This window comes from Allobosea spartocytisi (assembly GCF_014764685.1).
Taxonomy (GTDB): Bacteria; Pseudomonadota; Alphaproteobacteria; order Rhizobiales; family Beijerinckiaceae; genus Allobosea; species Allobosea spartocytisi.
Genome location: NZ_JACXWY010000019.1, coordinates 1 through 17,344 on the forward strand (window position 1 = coordinate 1; position 17,344 = coordinate 17,344).

A 17,344-nucleotide genomic window follows, 5' to 3' on the forward strand; every position below is an offset into this window, starting at 1 on the left:
AAGCGCCAGACCATCCAGACAAGACGCTTGCAGCACCACCTGCAAGCCGCATAGCCTTAAACCCAGATGAGCCAGAGCCTCCCTTCCTGAGGCCCGAAATCAGTCTCAAATCATCTGACGACGGACACTGGAGACCGACTGCAACGGCGTTGGCCGCGGATGCCGACACATCGGTGCCGATGCCGATGGCGCTCTGTGCGCTGGCGCCTGCTCCGAAGGTGCGCGAGCCGAGATAGATGGAGTTCAACCCTGACGCGCTCGCCGAGACGCCGACGGCGATCGCATTCGTGGCGCTGGACGCGGCGCCGATGCCGAGCGCGGTGCTGGCGATTCCGCTGGCATTGGCGCTGACGCCGGCAGCGAAAGAATTGTCTCCCGACGCATTCGCGCCGGACCCGAAGGAGGAGGCGTTCTGGCCGCTGGCAATGGCTGTGTTGCCAACCGCCGTGCTTGCAGCGGCAGTCGCGTTCGCGGCAGTGCCCATAGCGGTGCTGGCAGCCCCGGAGGAGACCGCGTTGGTGCCGACCGCGATGCTGTTGGGCAGAGCCGTGTTGGCCTGCACACCTGCGACCGCGCCGAGACCGAGGGCGATGGACTGGTTGCCCCAGGCGCTGGCGTTCCGGCCCATCGCCGTGGCGCTCGTGCCCGTCGCCTGGCTTTGCCGGCCGATTGCGGTGGCATCGACCTCAGACGCTCTCACATCCGTGCCAATGGCGATGGCGCTCTCTTGAAGGGCGCCTCCCCCCGCAACAGTCCGGTTACCAAGATTGACCGAGTTGATCGCGGTCGCTGTCGCCTGGAAGCCGATCGCGATGGCGTTCTGGCTGCTTGCGATTGCGTTATTGCCTTGGGCAAACGAATCCAGTCCGGATGCGGTCGCCCCATGCCCGAGTGCGGTGGCGCGCAGCCCGGTTGCCCGGGTGACATAGCCGATCGCCGTCGACTCCAATCCGTCGGCACGCGCGTTCAGGCCGAAGGCGGCCGAGCCTGCGCGTGCAACCGAGTTGACGCCGATGGAGCTTGCTCCCTCCCCAACGGCCTGGGCGTTTCCGCCGATAGCAAGAGCGTTGGTGCCGCTCGCGCCCGAAATGACACCGATAGCGATCGCATTGAGGCCATTGGCACTCATCGAATCGCCGATGGCGATCGAAGCGTTGCCCGTTGCACTGTTATTGGCACCCAACGCCACGCTGGTCGCACCATTCGCTTGGGTACCGGTACCGATGGCGACGGCGTTGCCGCCTGTCGCCGAACCGCCCCATTGTGCATTTTGCGCCTGCGCCTGCGCCGAGAAGGTCAGCACGGCGAGCGCGGCCAGGCCGCTGATCGCACCGGCCGAACGTAACCCTCCGCCAATCCCCAATGTCCCAAGCCCCAGCCCCTTGCGGCTGAGGCCGAGCACGCGATGGGCCATGCGCAGCACCGCCATCAGCCGGCGCCGCAGAGCGCGGCCGTCGCCGCCTGAAACCCAGTTGCCGGTGAAGCCGCCGCGCAATCCACCTGGCGTGCGTCTATTCGTGCAGTCGGTCATCAGCCCACGTGCTCCTTGGCCCCGCTCGAAAGCTCTCGATGTGCCGCATCGGCTTTGGCGTTGATCTGATCGGTTTGGTCGCGCTGTTCCTTCAGCGTCGCAGCAATTTTTGTTCCGTGCTCTTCCGCCAGATCGAAGGCTCGTTCGATCCATGGCTCGCCGGCTTTCGGCACGGTGCGCAAGGCCGCGTGAGCGCGCTCGGGCGGCAGCTTCCGCCCGACGAGGGCATTGCAGGCCGTGAAATGGAGAGCCGGCTCCCGCTCGGCGTAGAATGGGGCGGTCAGGCCAAGGACAAGCCGTGCGAAGAGGAAATCAATCTCCGGGGCTGTCAGCCGATCAGCGTATTGCCGCTGTAAAGCGGTCCATGCCATATCGGATTTCGAGCAAATTAATTCAAATTCTGAAGTTATTTCGCTCATATGCCAAGTCGACCGCCATGCAGATGACCATTTGGACATCTGTTGCTACTCATGACTGTGCGTCTGCGTAAAGCGCCAATTTTGCCTCTTTGAAGACACGAAATTAGCGCATTGCGCCGCAGCATAGGTTACGGCTCATGAAAAGCGGCAAACGTTAGCCGCGAGGCGCTTTGCATGCGCCTTGCGCCTGATTGCCATGCTTTATGCGCATGAATTGCTTCTCATCGACGGCGGGGTGAGCGCCTGCGCATGCCTCGCCATTTAGGCCTCAGCGGCTCGACTCTTCCTGATGCGCCGCGGAATCACCCGACGGTCAGGGTCTTTCCTTCCCCGTCTTTGCCGGAGCGGGATTCGCGTTGCTCGAACGCTCTCAAGGCATCGCATACGGCTGCAGCGAACGCCGCAGCGGCCGGCGACAGGTCGCGGTCGGGCAATTTGCAGCAGGCGAGCACATTCCGCGAAAGAAGAGCGTCGTCGATTTCGACATGGCTCAGTCGCCCCCGATCCTCCTTTTGCTCTCGCCCGGTCACGACGCTGACCCCGACCCCGCATTCCACAAGCGAATGGATCAGCTCGAAGGAGTTCGTCTGCACGATCTGGTTGACCCGTGCCTTGGAGCCGCCGAACGCGATATTGAATATCTGCCGTATAAACCCCGAGCCATCGGGCAAGATGAGATTGTGTCCGCCGAGGTCTGAAAGCGTGACGGACGGACGCGCCGCGAGAGGATGATCAGGCGAGGCGATCATATACATCTTGAGAGGGATGCTCTCCATGTATGAAAGCTCTGCTTCCGGGGAGAAATTATAAGCAACTGCGAAATATATATCGCCATCCTTCAGCCGCGAAACGAGCTCCCGCGTGCTGTCGACCTTGACGTCGAAGGTTATATTCGGATGGGCCTGATGAAAACCTTTGATTGCCTCGGGCAATATGGTGTTTACGATCACATCGTTGAATCCGACCGTCACGTGCCCGCGCCCGAGACCCTGCAGCGCAATAATTTCATCGTTTGCCATGCGCAGTTCGTTGATCGCCGAACGCAGGCGGGACTGCAGGATGCGTCCCGCTTCCGTCAGTTGCAGCCCGGCTCGACCGCGCGCCCTTTCGAACAATTTGACGCCGAGGTCGGTCTCGAGATTGCTGACCTGCCGGTTGATCGCCGACGCCGCGATGCGCAGGGATTCCGCCGCAGCGCGAAAGGAGCCACGCTCGGCCACCTCGGAGAAGTAGCGCAGCGTGGTCGAACCCACCAATTTAGGAATCACCGGATGCTCCGATAGCCATGCAACCGCCTGGTTTCCCGTCAAAAAGTCATAGGGATTGCGATCCTGATGGCGAACAGCTCTCGCCATTCCGTCCATAAGGCGCGATTACGTTAGGCGACTGTCAATCGGTGGGCTTGTCCCGGCACGCATCGGCGGGGCAGGTTGCAGTTTGAGGTGCGTCATCGCAATCACCGCTCGCTCCCTCGTCGGTGTCCGCTTCCGGGCAGTGACCCAATGTCTGGTTGTGGCGCTCGGTTCCCGGGAAATCGTTCTGTTGCCGTGGGTTACGCTTCCCGATGGCTGCCGTCGCAGTCCCTATCTTCGCCAGACACTCAGGTCGCGCCGACTTTCTGGAGGAATGCTCCCAGTCGTGACTGCGCTGCGCGACCCGCGAGTTCCGCCGGTTTACCACGCTCGATCACCCTGCCGGTTTCCATGAACCAAATCTCGTCCGCGACCTCGCGGGCGAAGCCGATCTCGTGGGTGACGCAGATCATGGTCATACCCGCGGCTGCGAGCCGCTTCATTGCGGCCAGTACCTCGCCGACCATTTCGGGATCGAGCGCGGAGGTCGGCTCGTCGAACAGCATGACTTCCGGGTCCATCGCCAGCGAGCGGGCGATGGCGACGCGCTGCCTTTGCCCGCCCGAGAGCAGGCCGGGCATCTCGTTTGCCTTCTCGGTCAGCCCGACTCGGGCAAGTTCCTCCATGGCGCGCTCGCGTGCCGCCGCCTTCGACAGGCCGTGCAATTTGGTCAGGCCGAGCGTGATGTTGCCGAGCGCGCTGAGATGCGGGAACAGGTTATAGGCCTGGAAGACGAAGCCGATGCGCTGGCGCAGGCGGTTGATGTCAAGGCCGCGTGCGGCGACATCGGCACCATCGACCAAGACGCGCCCGCCCTGGATCTTCTCCAAGCGCGTGACGGTCCGGATCAGGGTCGACTTGCCGGAGCCGGACGGGCCGACCAGCACCTTGACCTCGCCGCGGCTGACCTCGCCGGAGATTCCGGCGAGCACCTGGAGCGTCCCGAACCATTTGTCGACGTTTTCAAAGCGGATCATGGCTTCCTCACGCCGCGACGACGATGCCGGGCGCGCCGCCACGGCCGGCCGAGATGCGCCGCTCGATCAGGCGCGCCAGCGAGGTCAGCGCGAAGCAGAGCGCGAAATAGGTCAGCGCCAGGATGCCGTAGACCTCGAAGGGCTGGGTCAGCAGGACGTTGTTGACCTGCGCCGCCGCGAAGGTGAGCTCGTGGGCGCTGATGACATAGCCCAGCGAGGTCTCCTTGATGGTCGAGACGAACTGGCTGACCATGCTCGGCAGCATGTTGTGAAGCGCCTGCGGCAGCACGACCTTGATCGTCGTCGGCCAGTAGCGCAGGCCGAGCGAGGTCGCCGCCTCGGTCTGGCCCTTGGGCAGCCCCTCGATGCCGGCGCGGATGATCTCGGAGAGATAGGCGGCTTCGTAGACGACGAGCGCGATCACCAGCGTCTCGACCCCGCCGACCGCCCGACCGATGATCAGCGGCGAGAAGAAATAGGTCCAGAAGATGAACATGATCAGCGGCAGGCCGCGCACCGTGTGCACGATCGCGGTCGCCGGCAGGCGCAGCCAGCGATAGGGGCTGAGGCGCGCCAGCGCCAAGCCGATCGCGAAGGGAAAGCACAGCGCCAGGGAAAGCGCGGCCATGAACAGCGTCATGACGAGGCCGCCGATCGGCCCATGCGGATACTGCCCGACCAGGAAGAGCAGCCAGTTGTTCTGCAGGATCTCGAGCATCAGCGCGTCTCGAGCCTGAGGCGCTGGCCGGACCAGCTGCCCAGCGCCATGATACCGAAGGAGATGGCGAGATAGATCGCGGTCGCGACCGCGAAGGCCTCGAAGGTCTTGAAGGTGTAGCTCTCGACCTCGCGCGTCCGGTAGGTCAGCTCGCCGACGCCGATCGCCATGGCGAGGCTGGTGTTCTTGAACAGCAGCAGGGTCTGGTTGATCAGCGGCGGCACGGCGATGCGCAGCGCCTGCGGCAGCACGACATAGCCCATGGCGCCGAGATAGCCGAAGCCCATCGAGCGGGCCGACTCGTACTGGGCCTTCGGGATCGAGCGAATACCGCTGCGGATATCCTCGGCGACATAGGCCGCCGCAGCGAGGCCGAGCGCGATCGCCGCCAGCAGGAACTCGCCGTGATGGGCGTTGATCCACTGCCGGGCAGGGCGCGGCAGCAGCGAGGGCACGCCGAAATACCAGACGAAGATCTGGACCAGCAGCGGCACGTTGCGGTGGTACTCGACATACAGAGCCACGAACCAGCCGAGCGGCGGGAACGGAATCATCCGGACAAGCGTCAGGACGATCCCCATCGCCATGGCGAGGCACCAGGCGACCGCCGTCAGCGCCAGCGTTGTGGCGATGCCGATCAGGAACCAGTCGAGATATTTCCCGGTCAGCACGCTGCCGATATCGAAGACATAGCCCATCGATCGGCTCCCCTCCGATGCCCTGCCGTCAGATCAGCCCCTGATCTCTTCGATCTTGTAGTCGCGCTTGATGTCGAAGGCCGTGCCCGGGCCGAACCACTTCGAGAAGATCTTGTCGATCTCGCCGGAGTCTGCGGCCTTGGCGAGGGTTTCGTTGACCAGCGTCTTGAAGGCCGTTTCGCCCTTGCGCAGGCCGAGCCCCCAGGGTTCGACGAAAAGCGACTTCTCGATCACGACCATCGGCACCTTCGACTGCTTGGCGAGCTTCACCAGGATGAGCTCCGAGCCGCAGAAGGCATCGACCTTGTCCTGCGCCAGCGCCAGGAAGGCGGAGGAGGTGTCCTGGAAGGTCACGGTCTCGGCAGTCGGGATCAGCCGGCGCACGCCCTGTTCGGAAGACGAGCCCTTGATCGCCGTGATCTTCTTGCCGGCCAGCCCTTCCAGCGAGGTGATGCCGGTTTCCTTGGTGGTCAGCAGCTTCTGCTGGCTGACGAAATAGGAATGGGAGAAGTCGATCTGCTGGGCGCGCTCGGGCGTATAGCCGAGATTGGCGGCGAGGATGTCGACCCGGCCCTGCAGCAATTCGGGAATGCGCGCCTCGACGGCGATGCTCTTCAGCTCGAGCGGAACGCCGACCGCATCCGCGACCTTCTTGCAGATGTCGACATCGTAGCCGACGATCTCGCGGGTCTGCGGGTGCTGGAAGGAGAACGGCTCGGAGGTGCCGAGCGTGCCGCAGATCAGCTTGCCGCGCGCCTTGATGTCGGCGAGCTGGTCGGCCTGGGCGGCTCCGGAGAGGCCGGCGGCGAGGGCGGCCGCAAGGCCGAGAACCGAGAAGAGCTTCATCGTCATCCCCTGTTGTTATGATCGTTGCAATGCGTCGCAGGCCATCTTGATGCGGGCGCAAGCCTCCTCGATCGCGCCGAGCGAAGTCGCGATCGACAGGCGCAGATAGGGCGAGAGCCCATAGGCCGAGCCGTCGAGGACGGCGACGCCGGCGTCTTCGAGCAAGTAAAGCGCGACATCGAGGTCGCTCTGCAGCACCCACCCGTCCGGCCGGCGCCGGCCGATCAACCCGGTGCAGCTCGGATAGACGTAGAAGGCGCCGTCGGGCTTGCGGCAGCTCATCCCGTCGATCGCGTCGAGCAACTCGACCGCGCGGTCGCGCCGCTGTCGATAGGCCGAGCGCGCCTCGCCGACAAAGCTCTGATCGCCTTCGAGCGCAGCGGCAGCCGCCGCCATGCACATCGAGGCGGCGCCTGAGGTCGTCTGCGACTGGATGATGTTGATCGCGTTGACCAGCGCCTTCGGTCCGGCGCCGTAGCCGATGCGGAAGCCGGTCATGGCATAGGTCTTGGAGACGCCGTTGACGAGCAAAGTGCGCTCGCGCAGTTCGGGCGCAATCGCGACCGGGCAGACCGGCTCGCCGCCGTCGAAGCGGATATGCTCGTAGATGTCGTCCGTCATCAGCGCGACGTGAGGATGGCGCTTCAGCACCTCGGTCAGCGCCGTCATCTCGTCGGCGGAGTAGAAGGCGCCGGTCGGGTTCGACGGCGTGTTCAGGAGCAGCCAGCGCGTGCGCGGCGTGATCGCGGCTTCGAGCGTCTCGGCGGTGAGCTTGAAGCCGGCATTCTCGCCACAGGCGACGATGACGGGCGTGCCGTCGCAGGCGAGCACCATGTCGGGATAGGATACCCAATAGGGCGCGGGCACGATGACCTCGTCGCCCTCGCCGATGGTCGCCGCCAGGGCGTTGAAGATCACCTGCTTGGCGCCGCTGCCGACCACGATCTCGTCGGCGGCGTAGGTCACGCCGTTCTCCCGCGCGAACTTGGCGATGATCGCCTTGCGCAGGCGGAGCGTGCCGTTGACCGGCGCATAGCGGGTCTCGCCGGCCGCCATGGCGGCGGTCGTCGCTTCCCGGATATGGGCAGGCGTGTCGAAATCGGGCTCTCCGGTGGTGAGGTCGATGATGTCGCGCCCCTGCGCCTTCAGCTCCTGGGCTCGCAGTCGCGCCACCATGCTGGGCGAGGGCTTGATCCGCCCGACGCGCGCGGAAAGCGGGATGGCCGATACCGTCACGACGCAGCCTTTCCGGTCTTCATGTAGAAGCTGTCGACGCGCCCTTCCGCGATCGCGGCGAGCGCGTTCGCCTCGCGCTCTTCCTGCTGGCGCACCAGTTCGAGGAGCCCGGCCGCGTCGGTACGATCGAAGGCGACGATGCCGTCCGCATCGCCGACCACGACGTCACCCGGCATCACCACCATGCCGTCGATCGAGACCGGGACGTTGATCTCGCCCGGCCCGCTCTTATAGGGGCCGCGATGGGTCACGCCGCGGGCGTAACAGGGAAAATCTGCCTGCTGGAACGCATCGACGTCGCGGATCGCCCCGTCGATGACGAAGCCGGCGACACCCATCGCCCGCGCCCGGCTCATCATGATCTCGCCGACGAGCGCCTGAGTCAGGTCGCCACCACCATCGACGACGAGGATATCGCCGGGGCGCAGCAGCTCATAGGCGCGGTGCAGGGTCTGGTTGTCGCCCGGTCTCGTCTTCACCGTCACCGCCGTCCCGAGAAGTCGGCCGGAGCGATGATAGGGCCGCAGCGCCCTGGTCCCATGCAGGCGGTTCATCACGTCGGAGATGATCGAGACGGGGGCGGTCCGGAAGCCGTCGAGGATCGCCTCCGGCACCGCAGGGCTGTTCGGATTGGTACGGTGGCCGATCAACGACATGGAAGATTCCGTCCCCAAGAGCTTGGTTTCGGGAATCATGTGACATGGCGAGAATGACAGAAAGCGAATATATTTCTCACAAGCTATCGCTTTTCTTCATCATGAAGTGGCGCCGAGCGATGGGGGAAAGCGATGCCGGCGAGTCTGAGGCAGATCGAGGCCTTCTACTGGACCGCCAAACTTGGCGGCTTCACCGAGGCGTCGCGGCATCTCAATCTGGCGCAATCGACAGTGTCGAAGCGGATCATCGAACTCGAGGCCGTGATCGGCGGACCCCTCTTCGACCGCACGAGCCATGCCTTGCGCCTGACCCGGGCCGGCGAGGCGAGCCTGCCGATCGCCACAGAGATGCTCGCGCTGGAACCGCGCTTCCGTGAGGCGGCCGGCGGGGCCGCGACCTTCTCGGGGCCGTTCCGCTTCGGCACGACCGAGCTCGTCGCCCTGACCTGGTTGCCAAAGCTGATCGTCGCGATGAAGCACGACTACCCCAATGTCGTGCCCGTTCCCGAAGTCGCGGCCAGCGTCGACCTGTTCGGCAAGCTGGCGGCCACCGAGCTCGACCTCGTCATCGCGCTGGATCCCCCGCAAACGCCGGAATTCACGGCATTGCCGCTCGATACGGTTCAGCTCGAATGGGTGTCGGCGCCGGGCTTCGGCCCGGAGGAGAACCTGATCCCGCTCGGCGAGATGGCACGTTATCCGATCCTGACGCAGACCCAGGGCTCCGGCCTGCAGAAGCTGGTGCTCGACTGGGCGGTGGCCAATGGACTCGCGATCAACCACATCGTTCAATGCAACAGCCTGAACGTGCTGGCAGCCCTTGCCGCCGCCGGATTGGGCGTCACCTTCCTGACGGCCAGCTATTTCGGCCCGGAGATCGCCAACGGCCGGCTGCGCGTCATCCGGACCGAGCCGCCGATTCCACCGCTCCGTTACCATGCGGTGCACCGCAAGGGCGACATCTCGCCGCTCGCCGCGCGCATTGCGGCAATCGCTCAGCAATCCTGTGACTTCAGCGCCCGCAGCCTGCCGCGGGATTGAGTGCTGAGGCGGACGCCTTCGTCGCTCGCCTGCGAGTGAGAAATATCCGTCTAAATCCGACACCGACACCAGGGTGTGCCTGAACGAATGTCTGCTTCCGGGCATCGTGCCAATGTTTACATACGGCGCAAGATGGGAGCGCGCAGCGCGATGTGCTGGCGAGGGATGCCGCCTCCCATCGGAAACATGCAAGTTTATGTAGCGCCAAGATAGCTCGACGCCAGTCGCCTCATATAGATGCCGATCAAACCAGGCGCCCACGAGCGCACCGATGCCTCAGGTCGGGGCCATTGCGAAGGCGCCACGCCCCTGTGTGCCAGGATTATCTCGATGGCCCACCGCGCTGTGCATCGGCGCCGGCATGGACCGCATTCGCACAGATGAGGCCGATGGCGTCTGCCACCATCGGATTCGATCAGATGCTGACGAGCTCAGGTGCTGTTAGCTCCGCCTCCATCTCCTTCATATCCTCGAAGCGGTCGGCGATGCGCGGATGGGCGCGGCCGCCATCGGAGGCGCCGATCGCGACGACGATCTCGTCGGGGCCGGGCGCATCGGCGATCTGGAAGGTTGCCGTGATGAAATGCGAACGCTTGCCGGTCTCGCTCTTGTGGATCATCGGCAGCGAAATCAGCGCGCCCGGCGCGGTGCGCGTGTTGGTGAAGCTCAGGAAGGCGGTTCCCGAGACCGCCTCGCGGAAGGTGTTGCCGAAGCGCAGCGTATGGATGAGCGCCGAAGCGTGCTCGATCTCGCCATTTACGCCGACGATCGCGGCCTTGCCATAGGCTTCGACCCGCTCCCTCGGCAGCACGGCGATCAGCCGGCGCGTCATCTCCAGGCCGAGCGGGCGCGCGATGCGCATGATCTCGGGACGAAGGTTCTCGACGAAGCCCTGGCCGGCCCAGGGGTTCTTCACCACTGCCGCGACAACCGTCATGGTGATCGGACGCGGCGCCGCCTTGCCCCCCTCGATTATCGTCTCCTCGACGAAGGTCGCGATCTTGCGCACCCCGATATCCATGGCCCTCTCCCGACAGCTCAGTGGCGATGACGGCCGAGGCTAGTGTTCGTCAGCCGGATGTCTTCCTATGATTGCGAGGAAGCTTGGCCGTTGGAATGCTGCGAGGCTACGCAAGATAGGAAGGGGGCGAAGTGCTTACGCCTGTTTCGCAAATGCATTCGCTCAGGGAGGTGGCGAGCCGGATCAACTCCGGCGTCGATCTCCCCGGCATCCTGTTCGACCTGGTCAAGGCGGCCTGTGACCATGGCGGCTGGAGCATGGGCTCGATCATGTCGATCGACGTAGGGCATGGCTACGCCCATGTCTCCGTGCGTCATGACCCGACGCTGCTGCGACGCCAGCTCGAGGATCGCTGGGAACTGGCGACGAGCCCGGCGCTCTTGGCGTTGCGGACGGGAGAGCCGGTCTACATCCCCGACGCACGGGCCTCGGAGGAATTCCCGGGCTACCGGCGCGAGGCCTTCGAGCGCGACTACCGTTCGGTTCTGGTGATGCCGCTGACCAGCGTCGATGCCGAAGGTCGCCCGATGGTGCTGAGCCTCATCTCGCGCGACATCAAGCCGCTGCCCTCCGACGACCTCGCCTTCATGGGCATGATCGCCCATCTCGGCGCGATCGCAGTCGAGCGCGAGCATCGTTTATGGGCAGAGCGGCGCGCAGCAGAGGAGCAGCGTCGCGCGCTGCATGCCCAGGGAGCCTTGCTGCAGGAAGTCCTGTCGGGCGGATCGGCGGATGCCCTGGCGGCTCGGCTCGACGAGTTGCTGCGATGCGCGGTGCTTGTGGTGGATTTCGCCGAAAACGGACTCGTCGCCGCAGGTTCGCCAGCCCCCGTCTCCTATGACGAAGCTGCGTGGCGCACCTTGTTGGCGACGGGGCAGGCCGATCCCGTCATCGCCACGGTCAAGGCCGCGGTGGCCGACGGCGAGGCAAAAATTGGCAGCATCTCCATCGAAGCCAGCGGCGGAAAGCTGGTCTTGCCAGCCTTGATCGAGCCTTTGAGCGTCGATGCGGATATCGTCGGTGCCCTCGTCCTGTTCGACGCCGAGCCGGGCGACGATCTGCGGCGGCTCATGCTGGATAGCGCCAAATTCGCGCTGAGCGTCCAGATGATGCGCAGCGTGATCCAGTTCCGCTTCGAGACACGCACGCTGACCGAGTTGTTCTTCGAGATCGTCGAACGGCGCTGGCGCGATCCGGAGGACATCGCGCGCCGGGCGCGCCATCTCGGCCTGCCGCTGTCGCGCGCGCTGCGCATGCTGGTCGTGGATCTTCCCGGTGCCGCAGGCGGCGAGCGCGAGCCGCTGGAGGCCCATCAAAGCGTCCAGCGGCTCGCGCGGCAACATGGCCTGAGTTGCCATGTCATCACGATCGGAACCGGCTTGGTCTGCCTGCTCCCTGCGCAGGCGGGCGAGGAGCGAGAGCGGCTCGACCGTTTCGCGCAGCGCCTGGTCGAAACGCTGCGCCATGGCCCGCGTGGCGAGCCCATCGCCGTCATCGGCGGCGTCTGTGACGGGCTCGACGCCTATTCCGGAGAATGGGAGCGGGCCTGGCGAATGCTGCGGATCGCGCGCAGCTTCCGGCGCAGCGGCGTGCTTTCGGCGCTCGATTTCGGCCCTTTGCCGATGCTGATTGGCGCCGCCGATTCGGCCGAGGTGCGGGCCTTCGTCGAGGGCAGCATCGGCCGGGTAGCATCGCATGATCGCGAGCATGGCACGCCCTATCTGGAAACGCTGACGGCCTATCTGCGCGCCGGCTGCCGCAGCCAACCCTGCGCCGATGCGATGGCGCTGCATGTCACGACGCTGCGCTATCGGCTCGCGCGGATCGAGGAGCTGTTCCAGATCAATCCGGACACGCCGGAAAGGCGCTTTACTCTCGAACTGGCGTTGAAGATGCACGACGTCATTGAAGGCCGAACCGCCGCTTACCCCTGAAGCAGCGAATCCTTTTGCCTGCGTGTCCTCCGTTTCGGAGGAAGAAAGGCTGCGGGCGGCTGCCTAGCCTCATCCTCATTGGTGACGAGCACCGAAGAGGATCGCCATGCTGGCGACGGCGCCCCAACATTCCACCACGATCGACCCCGTCGCCTTGCGGCGGGCTTTTGGGACCTTCCTGACTGGCGTCACGATCGTCACGACGCACGACACCGAGGGTCGTCCGCGCGGCATGACCGCGAATTCCTTCACCTCCGTCTCGCTGGATCCGCCCTTGTTGCTGGTTTGCGTCGGCAAGGGGGCGTCGAGCTTTCCCGCCTTCGAAACGGCGGATTGCTTCGCGGTCAACCTGCTGCAGGAGGAGCAGAAGGACCTCTCGAACCTCTTCGCCTCCAAATCTCCGGATAAATTCGCCAACGTCGCTTATGACAGCGTCCATACCGGCGCGCCCGTACTCGGCGATTGCCTGACCTGGTTCGACTGCAGCCTGCACCAGCGCGTCGATGCCGGCGACCACATCGTGCTGATCGGACAGGTGCAGGCATTCGGCACCAGCCCCTCCGCGCCGCTGGCCTTCTGCCGCGGCCGCTATGCGGCGGTGAAGGACCCGCTGCCGCCGGGCTGGCTCGCGTCGAGCAGCATGATCGTCAACTACCTCGTCGAGTCCGACGGCAGGCTCCTGCTCTGCCGCGAGGGCGATGGCGGCTGGGCCCTGCCGCGAGCGACACGCCGCATTCTCGACGGAAGGCTGCCGCTCGCCAATGGCGAGAGCCTGCCGCTGCTGCCGGAGGACACCTTTCTCTATTCGGTGTTCGACGTCGCCGATGGCGATCCAGGCCATCTTGTCTACCGGGCGCGACTCGCAGGCGATGCCGGCGACATTTGCCTGCCCGAGGGCGTGCGCTTCTTCGGCTTCGACGAGTTGCCCTACGAGCAGATCCTGACGCGGGAAACCCGCAGCGTTCTTCGCCGCTATGTCAGCGAGAGCAACGGCCGCCGCTTTGGCATCTACATCGATTCCCATGACGGCGGGCGCTTCGCGATGGTCGAGGACACCCGGCCCTGGGCCGGCATTCCGCAACTCTGGGAGCGCGGCAGCGCATCATGAAGACGACGGTCGAAACCCTTCAGGGCTCGCGCATCGGGCATTTCATCGACGGCTCCTTCGTCGCGCCGCAAGGTGGCGTCTACGCGCCGAGCTATGATCCGACCACGGCCGAGCCATGGTACGAGTTCGCCCTGGGCGATGCCGGCGATGTCGACGCCGCCGTCCGCTCAGCCCGCGCCGCGCTGATCAACCCGGCCTGGCGGCGCATGACGCAGACCGATCGCGGCAAGCTGGTACGCCGGCTCGGTGAGCTCGTTCTGGCCCATGCCGAGGAATTGGCCCAGCTCGAATGCCGCGACAACGGCAAGCTGATCAAGGAGATGCGCGCCCAGATGCGGGCGATCCCGGACTCCTACGGCTACTTCGCGGGGATGGCCGACAAGCTCCAGGGGGACACGATCCCGGTCAACAAGCTCGACACGCTGAACTTCAACCTGCGCGAGCCGATCGGCGTCGTCGCGATGATCATCCCCTGGAATTCGCCGCTGATGATGCTGACGGGCACGCTGGCGCCCTGCCTCGCCATCGGCAACACGATCGTGGTCAAGCCCTCCGAGCATGCCACGGCCTCGGCGCTGGCGCTGGCGGAACTGGTGATCGAGGCCGGCATTCCGCCTGGCGTCGTCAATGTCGTGACCGGCGACGGCATGACCACCGGTGATGCGCTGACCCGCCATCCCGGCATCGCGAAATACGTCTTCACCGGCTCGACCGACACCGGCCGCAAGATCGCCGGCAACGCAGCGGGCAATCTCGTGCCCTGCCAAATGGAACTCGGCGGCAAGTCGCCCCATGTCGTGTTCTCGGATGTCGACATCGAGCGCGCGGTCAACGGCGTCGTCTCCGGCATCTTCGCTGCGGCCGGCCAGACCTGCGTCGCCGGTTCCCGCTGCTTCGTCGAGGCGCCGGTCTATGACCGCTTCGTCGAGGCGCTGGTCGAACGCACCAGGCGCGTCAAGGTCGGCCATCCCATGGCCGAGGACACCGATATCGGGCCGCTCGCGCTCGCGGCGCAACTCGACAAGGTCGAGCATTTCGTCGGCTCCGGCGTGCGCGAGGGCGCCAGGATCGCCGTCGGCGGCCGCAAGCCGCAGAACGAGGCGCTGGCGCGCGGCTGGTACTACGAGCCGACGGTGCTGACCGAAGCACGCAACGACATGAGCTTCATGCGCAGCGAGATCTTCGGCCCCGTCGTCGGTGTCGTGCCCTTTTCGAGCGAGGAGGAGATGATCTCGCTCGCCAACGACAGCGAATACGGGCTCGCTTCCGGTATCTGGACCCGCGATATCGACCGGGCCATGCGCTTCGCCCGCAATGTCGAGGCTGGCACCGTCTGGATCAACACCTACCGCTCGGCCGCCTTCATGTCTGCGAACGGAGGCACGAAGAAGAGCGGCTATGGCCGCCGCGGCGGCTTCGAGGTCATGCGCGAGTTCTCGCGCCTGAAGAACGTCGTCATCGACTACTCGGGTGCCATGCAGGACCCGTTCGTCATCCGCCTGCGCTGATGCGCTGTCCCGCACGTTTGCACGGAGGCAAGCCATGAAATTCGCTCTCTCGATCAATATGGAGCGCTTTTCACCCGATGAATCGATGCAGGACGCCATGTCCAACATGCTGGCGCTTGCCCGCATGGCCGACGAGGGCGGCTTCGAGACGTTGTGGACCGCCGAGCATCACACCATCGAATGCACGATCTCGCCGAATCCGTTCCAGACGCTGGGCTGGCTCGCCCAGCATACCAGCCGGATCAGGCTGGGCACGGCGACGCTGGTCGCGCCCTACTGGTCGCCGATCCGGCTGGCCGGCGAGGCGGCGCTCTGCGACCACCTGACCGGCGGCCGCCTCGAAATCGGCATCGCGCGCGGCGCTTATCAATACGAGTTCGACCGCATGGCTGGTGGCATGCCCCAGCAGGAGGGCGTCGCCTATATGAAGGAACTCGTCCCCGCGGTTCAAAAGCTCTGGGCGGGCGACTACGCCCATGACGGGCATTACTGGCGGTTCCCGCTCGCGACCTCGGTACCCAAGCCGCTGCAGAGCCCGCATCCCCGGATTTGGGTCGCGGCGCGCGATCCCGGCACCTTCGACTGGGCCGTCGGCCTTGGCGCCAGTATCCTCTCGACCCCGCTTTCGGCGCCGGTCGCGGAGATCGGCGTACTCGCCGAGAAGTTCCGCAAGGCCTGCACCGATCATCCCGAGCGCCCGCGCCCGAAATTCATGATGCAGCGCCGCACCTGCGTCTATGACAGCAGGCAGGATTGGCAGGAGATCGTCCGGTACAGCGTCGATTACGGGCGCTATTTCGAGAATCTGATGCAGAATATAGGCACGGTGAAGAACGGCTTCCCCGAGGCCGTGCCATTCGAGACGGTCGCCAATCGCGGCAGCTACGACCCAAAGGCGATCCGCGATAACCTGGTCTTCGGCACGCCGGAAGAGGTCATCTCCAAGCTCGAGGTCTACGAGGCCGCAGGCGTCGACCAGTTCTGTCTTGGCCTCTCCTACAATCTGCCCTTCGAGTTGCAGGTCCGGACGCTCAGGCTCTTCATCGACGAGGTGATGCCGCATTTCGCAGCCCGCGAACGCAAGGCCGCCCGTCCGCGCTTCGCTGCGGTCGGGGCCTGACGGCGATGGCGGATGCGGCTGCCCTGACACAGGCGCCTGATGTGAACGGCACGCTCCTTCGCGACGGCGTCGAGCTGAACTACCGGCTGAGCGGCTCGGGCGGTCTGCCGCTCGTGCTGGTCCATGGCGTCGGCTCCTATTGCGAGTCCTGGGACGGGGTGATCACGCGGCTGTCCGACCGCTTCCGCATCTTGAGCTTCGACCTGCGCGGCCATGGCCGCTCGGCGCGGGTCAAGGGCCGCTATGAGATCGACGATTTCACTGGCGACGTGCTCGCGCTTGCCGATCACACCGGCTTCGGCCGCTTCGATCTCGCCGGTTTTTCGCTCGGCGGCCTGATCGCGCAGCGCCTCGCCCTGACCCACCCCGAGCGGCTGCGGCGGCTGGTGCTGCTGTCGACGGTCTCTGGCCGGACCGACGAGGAGCGGGAGCGCGTGCTGGCGCGCCTCGCCGCGCTCAAGGCCGGCGATCGCGGTTCGCACTACGACGCCTCGCTGTCGCGCTGGCTGACCGAGGATTTTCAGGCGCGCAATCCCGAGCTGATCGTCGAACTCCGCCGCCGCAACGCTGAAAACGATCCCGATTGCTACGCATCGGCCTACCGCGTGCTGGCCGAGACTGATTTCGGCGGGTTGATCGACCAGATCCGGTTGCCGACACTGATCATGACCGGCGAGCACGATCAGGGCTCGAACCCACGCATGTCGCGCTACATGCATGAGCGCATTCCGGACTCCCGGCTGCACATCCTGCCGGGGCTGCGTCACTCCCTGCTGAACGAGGCACCCGGCCAGGTTGCTGCGCTGATGCGGGGCTTTCTCACCGAAGCCGCCGAGGAGGGCCGCGCGTGATCGTCGAGGAGCGCATCTACCGCATCCGAACGGGCAGGATGGGGACCTATCTCAAGCTTGTTCGCGAGGAAGGGCTCGCGATCCAGCAGCCCATCCTCGGCCGCCTTATCGGCTACTTCACCACCGAGATCGGTGCACTCAGCCAGGTCACGCATCTCTGGGCCTATGAGGATCTGGAGGACCGGCGGCGCAGGCGCCAGCAGCTTGCCGACGAGCCGCGCTGGCAGGCCTTCCTGCCCAGGCTTTCCGAGAACATCGAGCAGGCCGAGAACAAGATCCTGCTGCCGACCGACTTTTCGCCGCTGCGCTGACCGCGCAGCGCTCCTGG

General features: G+C 65.2%; 17 protein-coding genes. 7 read left to right on the forward strand and 10 right to left on the reverse strand.

Features of this window, described 5'->3' with window-relative positions; translation table 11 throughout:
- The 9 genes from IED13_RS22515 to IED13_RS22555 form a co-directional block, all read right to left on the reverse strand.
- A partial coding sequence (locus tag IED13_RS22515) for a hypothetical protein (protein ID WP_191125528.1) occupies positions 1 to 1,531 on the reverse strand: 1,531 nt, incomplete at its 3' end.
- Positions 1,531 to 1,950, reverse strand: coding sequence for a hypothetical protein (locus tag IED13_RS22520; protein WP_112762618.1), 420 nt, complete (start codon positions 1,948 to 1,950; stop codon positions 1,531 to 1,533). The genes IED13_RS22520 and IED13_RS22515, both read right to left, overlap by 1 nt.
- Positions 1,951 to 2,252: 302 nt before the next feature.
- Positions 2,253 to 3,305: a LysR family transcriptional regulator gene (locus tag IED13_RS22525; RefSeq protein ID WP_191125529.1), complete on the reverse strand. Its 1,053-nt coding sequence runs from the start codon at positions 3,303 to 3,305 to the stop codon at positions 2,253 to 2,255.
- A 245-nt stretch (positions 3,306 to 3,550) separates the two neighbouring features.
- Positions 3,551 to 4,279 (reverse strand): amino acid ABC transporter ATP-binding protein, encoded by a 729-nt coding sequence (locus IED13_RS22530; RefSeq protein WP_112762616.1) that lies wholly within the window; start codon positions 4,277 to 4,279, stop codon positions 3,551 to 3,553.
- Between the two features lie 7 nt (positions 4,280 to 4,286).
- Positions 4,287 to 4,997 carry an amino acid ABC transporter permease gene (locus tag IED13_RS22535; RefSeq protein WP_038367065.1) on the reverse strand — a complete coding sequence of 237 codons (711 nt, stop codon included), beginning with the start codon at positions 4,995 to 4,997 and terminating at the stop codon, positions 4,287 to 4,289.
- Entirely contained in the window at positions 4,997 to 5,695 is a 699-nt protein-coding gene (locus IED13_RS22540; RefSeq protein WP_191125530.1) for an amino acid ABC transporter permease, read from the reverse strand. The genes IED13_RS22535 and IED13_RS22540 overlap by 1 nt, the downstream gene beginning before the upstream one ends.
- A gap of 33 nt (positions 5,696 to 5,728) precedes the next feature.
- Entirely contained in the window at positions 5,729 to 6,541 is an 813-nt protein-coding gene (locus tag IED13_RS22545; RefSeq protein ID WP_191125531.1) for an ABC transporter substrate-binding protein, read from the reverse strand.
- Positions 6,542 to 6,556: 15 nt separating this feature from the next.
- The gene (locus IED13_RS22550; protein ID WP_191125532.1) at positions 6,557 to 7,777 is read right to left on the reverse strand and encodes an aspartate transaminase; all 1,221 of its coding nucleotides are present in this window, start codon (positions 7,775 to 7,777) and stop codon (positions 6,557 to 6,559) included.
- Positions 7,774 to 8,433, reverse strand: a complete 660-nt coding sequence (locus IED13_RS22555; protein ID WP_133565758.1) for an RraA family protein — start codon at positions 8,431 to 8,433, stop codon at positions 7,774 to 7,776. Before IED13_RS22555 ends, IED13_RS22550 begins: the two co-directional genes overlap by 4 nt.
- Before the next feature lie 132 nt (positions 8,434 to 8,565).
- Here IED13_RS22555 and IED13_RS22560 point away from each other — a divergent pair, with 132 nt between their 5' ends.
- Positions 8,566 to 9,474 carry a LysR family transcriptional regulator gene (locus IED13_RS22560; protein ID WP_191125533.1) on the forward strand — a complete coding sequence of 303 codons (909 nt, stop codon included), beginning with the start codon at positions 8,566 to 8,568 and terminating at the stop codon, positions 9,472 to 9,474.
- 415 nt (positions 9,475 to 9,889) lie between these two features.
- Here the strand turns inward: IED13_RS22560 and IED13_RS22565 are convergent, their stop codons facing one another.
- Positions 9,890 to 10,495, reverse strand: coding sequence for an amino acid synthesis family protein (locus IED13_RS22565; protein ID WP_133565760.1), 606 nt, complete (start codon positions 10,493 to 10,495; stop codon positions 9,890 to 9,892).
- 131 nt (positions 10,496 to 10,626) lie between these two features.
- Between IED13_RS22565 and IED13_RS22570 the strand changes: the two genes are divergently transcribed.
- The 6 genes from IED13_RS22570 to IED13_RS22595 all read left to right on the forward strand — a co-directional run bounded on the left by IED13_RS22570 (position 10,627) and on the right by IED13_RS22595 (position 17,327).
- Positions 10,627 to 12,429 carry a helix-turn-helix domain-containing protein gene (locus IED13_RS22570; protein ID WP_318652307.1) on the forward strand — a complete coding sequence of 601 codons (1,803 nt, stop codon included), beginning with the start codon at positions 10,627 to 10,629 and terminating at the stop codon, positions 12,427 to 12,429.
- Positions 12,430 to 12,535: 106 nt separating this feature from the next.
- Entirely contained in the window at positions 12,536 to 13,537 is a 1,002-nt protein-coding gene (locus IED13_RS22575; RefSeq protein WP_191125534.1) for a flavin reductase, read from the forward strand.
- A complete protein-coding gene (locus IED13_RS22580) occupies positions 13,534 to 15,045 on the forward strand; it encodes an aldehyde dehydrogenase (protein WP_191125535.1) in 1,512 nt (503 codons plus the stop codon). Before IED13_RS22575 ends, IED13_RS22580 begins: the two co-directional genes overlap by 4 nt.
- A 34-nt stretch (positions 15,046 to 15,079) precedes the next feature.
- Positions 15,080 to 16,165, forward strand: a complete 1,086-nt coding sequence (locus IED13_RS22585) for an LLM class flavin-dependent oxidoreductase (RefSeq protein WP_191125536.1) — start codon at positions 15,080 to 15,082, stop codon at positions 16,163 to 16,165.
- 41 nt (positions 16,166 to 16,206) lie between these two features.
- Positions 16,207 to 17,016, forward strand: a complete 810-nt coding sequence (locus tag IED13_RS22590) for an alpha/beta fold hydrolase (protein WP_248311256.1) — start codon at positions 16,207 to 16,209, stop codon at positions 17,014 to 17,016.
- Positions 17,013 to 17,327 carry an NIPSNAP family protein gene (locus tag IED13_RS22595; RefSeq protein WP_038367094.1) on the forward strand — a complete coding sequence of 105 codons (315 nt, stop codon included), beginning with the start codon at positions 17,013 to 17,015 and terminating at the stop codon, positions 17,325 to 17,327. The genes IED13_RS22590 and IED13_RS22595 overlap by 4 nt, the downstream gene beginning before the upstream one ends.
- Positions 17,328 to 17,344: the final 17 nt, after the last annotated feature.

Excerpts from the sequence above, each read along its gene's own strand:
- IED13_RS22525 (WP_191125529.1), bottom strand. The coding sequence starts at position 3,305 with ATGGCGAGAGCTGTTCGCCATCAGGATCGCAATCCCTATGACTTTTTG.
- IED13_RS22555 (WP_133565758.1), bottom strand. The coding sequence starts at position 8,433 with ATGTCGTTGATCGGCCACCGTACCAATCCGAACAGCCCTGCGGTGCCG.
- IED13_RS22585 (WP_191125536.1), top strand. The coding sequence starts at position 15,080 with ATGAAATTCGCTCTCTCGATCAATATGGAGCGCTTTTCACCCGATGAA.
- IED13_RS22580 (WP_191125535.1), top strand. The coding sequence starts at position 13,534 with ATGAAGACGACGGTCGAAACCCTTCAGGGCTCGCGCATCGGGCATTTC.
- IED13_RS22575 (WP_191125534.1), top strand. The coding sequence starts at position 12,536 with ATGCTGGCGACGGCGCCCCAACATTCCACCACGATCGACCCCGTCGCC.
- IED13_RS22520 (WP_112762618.1), bottom strand. The coding sequence starts at position 1,950 with ATGAGCGAAATAACTTCAGAATTTGAATTAATTTGCTCGAAATCCGAT.
- IED13_RS22540 (WP_191125530.1), bottom strand. The coding sequence starts at position 5,695 with ATGGGCTATGTCTTCGATATCGGCAGCGTGCTGACCGGGAAATATCTC.
- IED13_RS22560 (WP_191125533.1), top strand. The coding sequence starts at position 8,566 with ATGCCGGCGAGTCTGAGGCAGATCGAGGCCTTCTACTGGACCGCCAAA.
- IED13_RS22535 (WP_038367065.1), bottom strand. The coding sequence starts at position 4,997 with ATGCTCGAGATCCTGCAGAACAACTGGCTGCTCTTCCTGGTCGGGCAG.
- IED13_RS22530 (WP_112762616.1), bottom strand. The coding sequence starts at position 4,279 with ATGATCCGCTTTGAAAACGTCGACAAATGGTTCGGGACGCTCCAGGTG.
- IED13_RS22545 (WP_191125531.1), bottom strand. The coding sequence starts at position 6,541 with ATGAAGCTCTTCTCGGTTCTCGGCCTTGCGGCCGCCCTCGCCGCCGGC.
- IED13_RS22565 (WP_133565760.1), bottom strand. The coding sequence starts at position 10,495 with ATGGATATCGGGGTGCGCAAGATCGCGACCTTCGTCGAGGAGACGATA.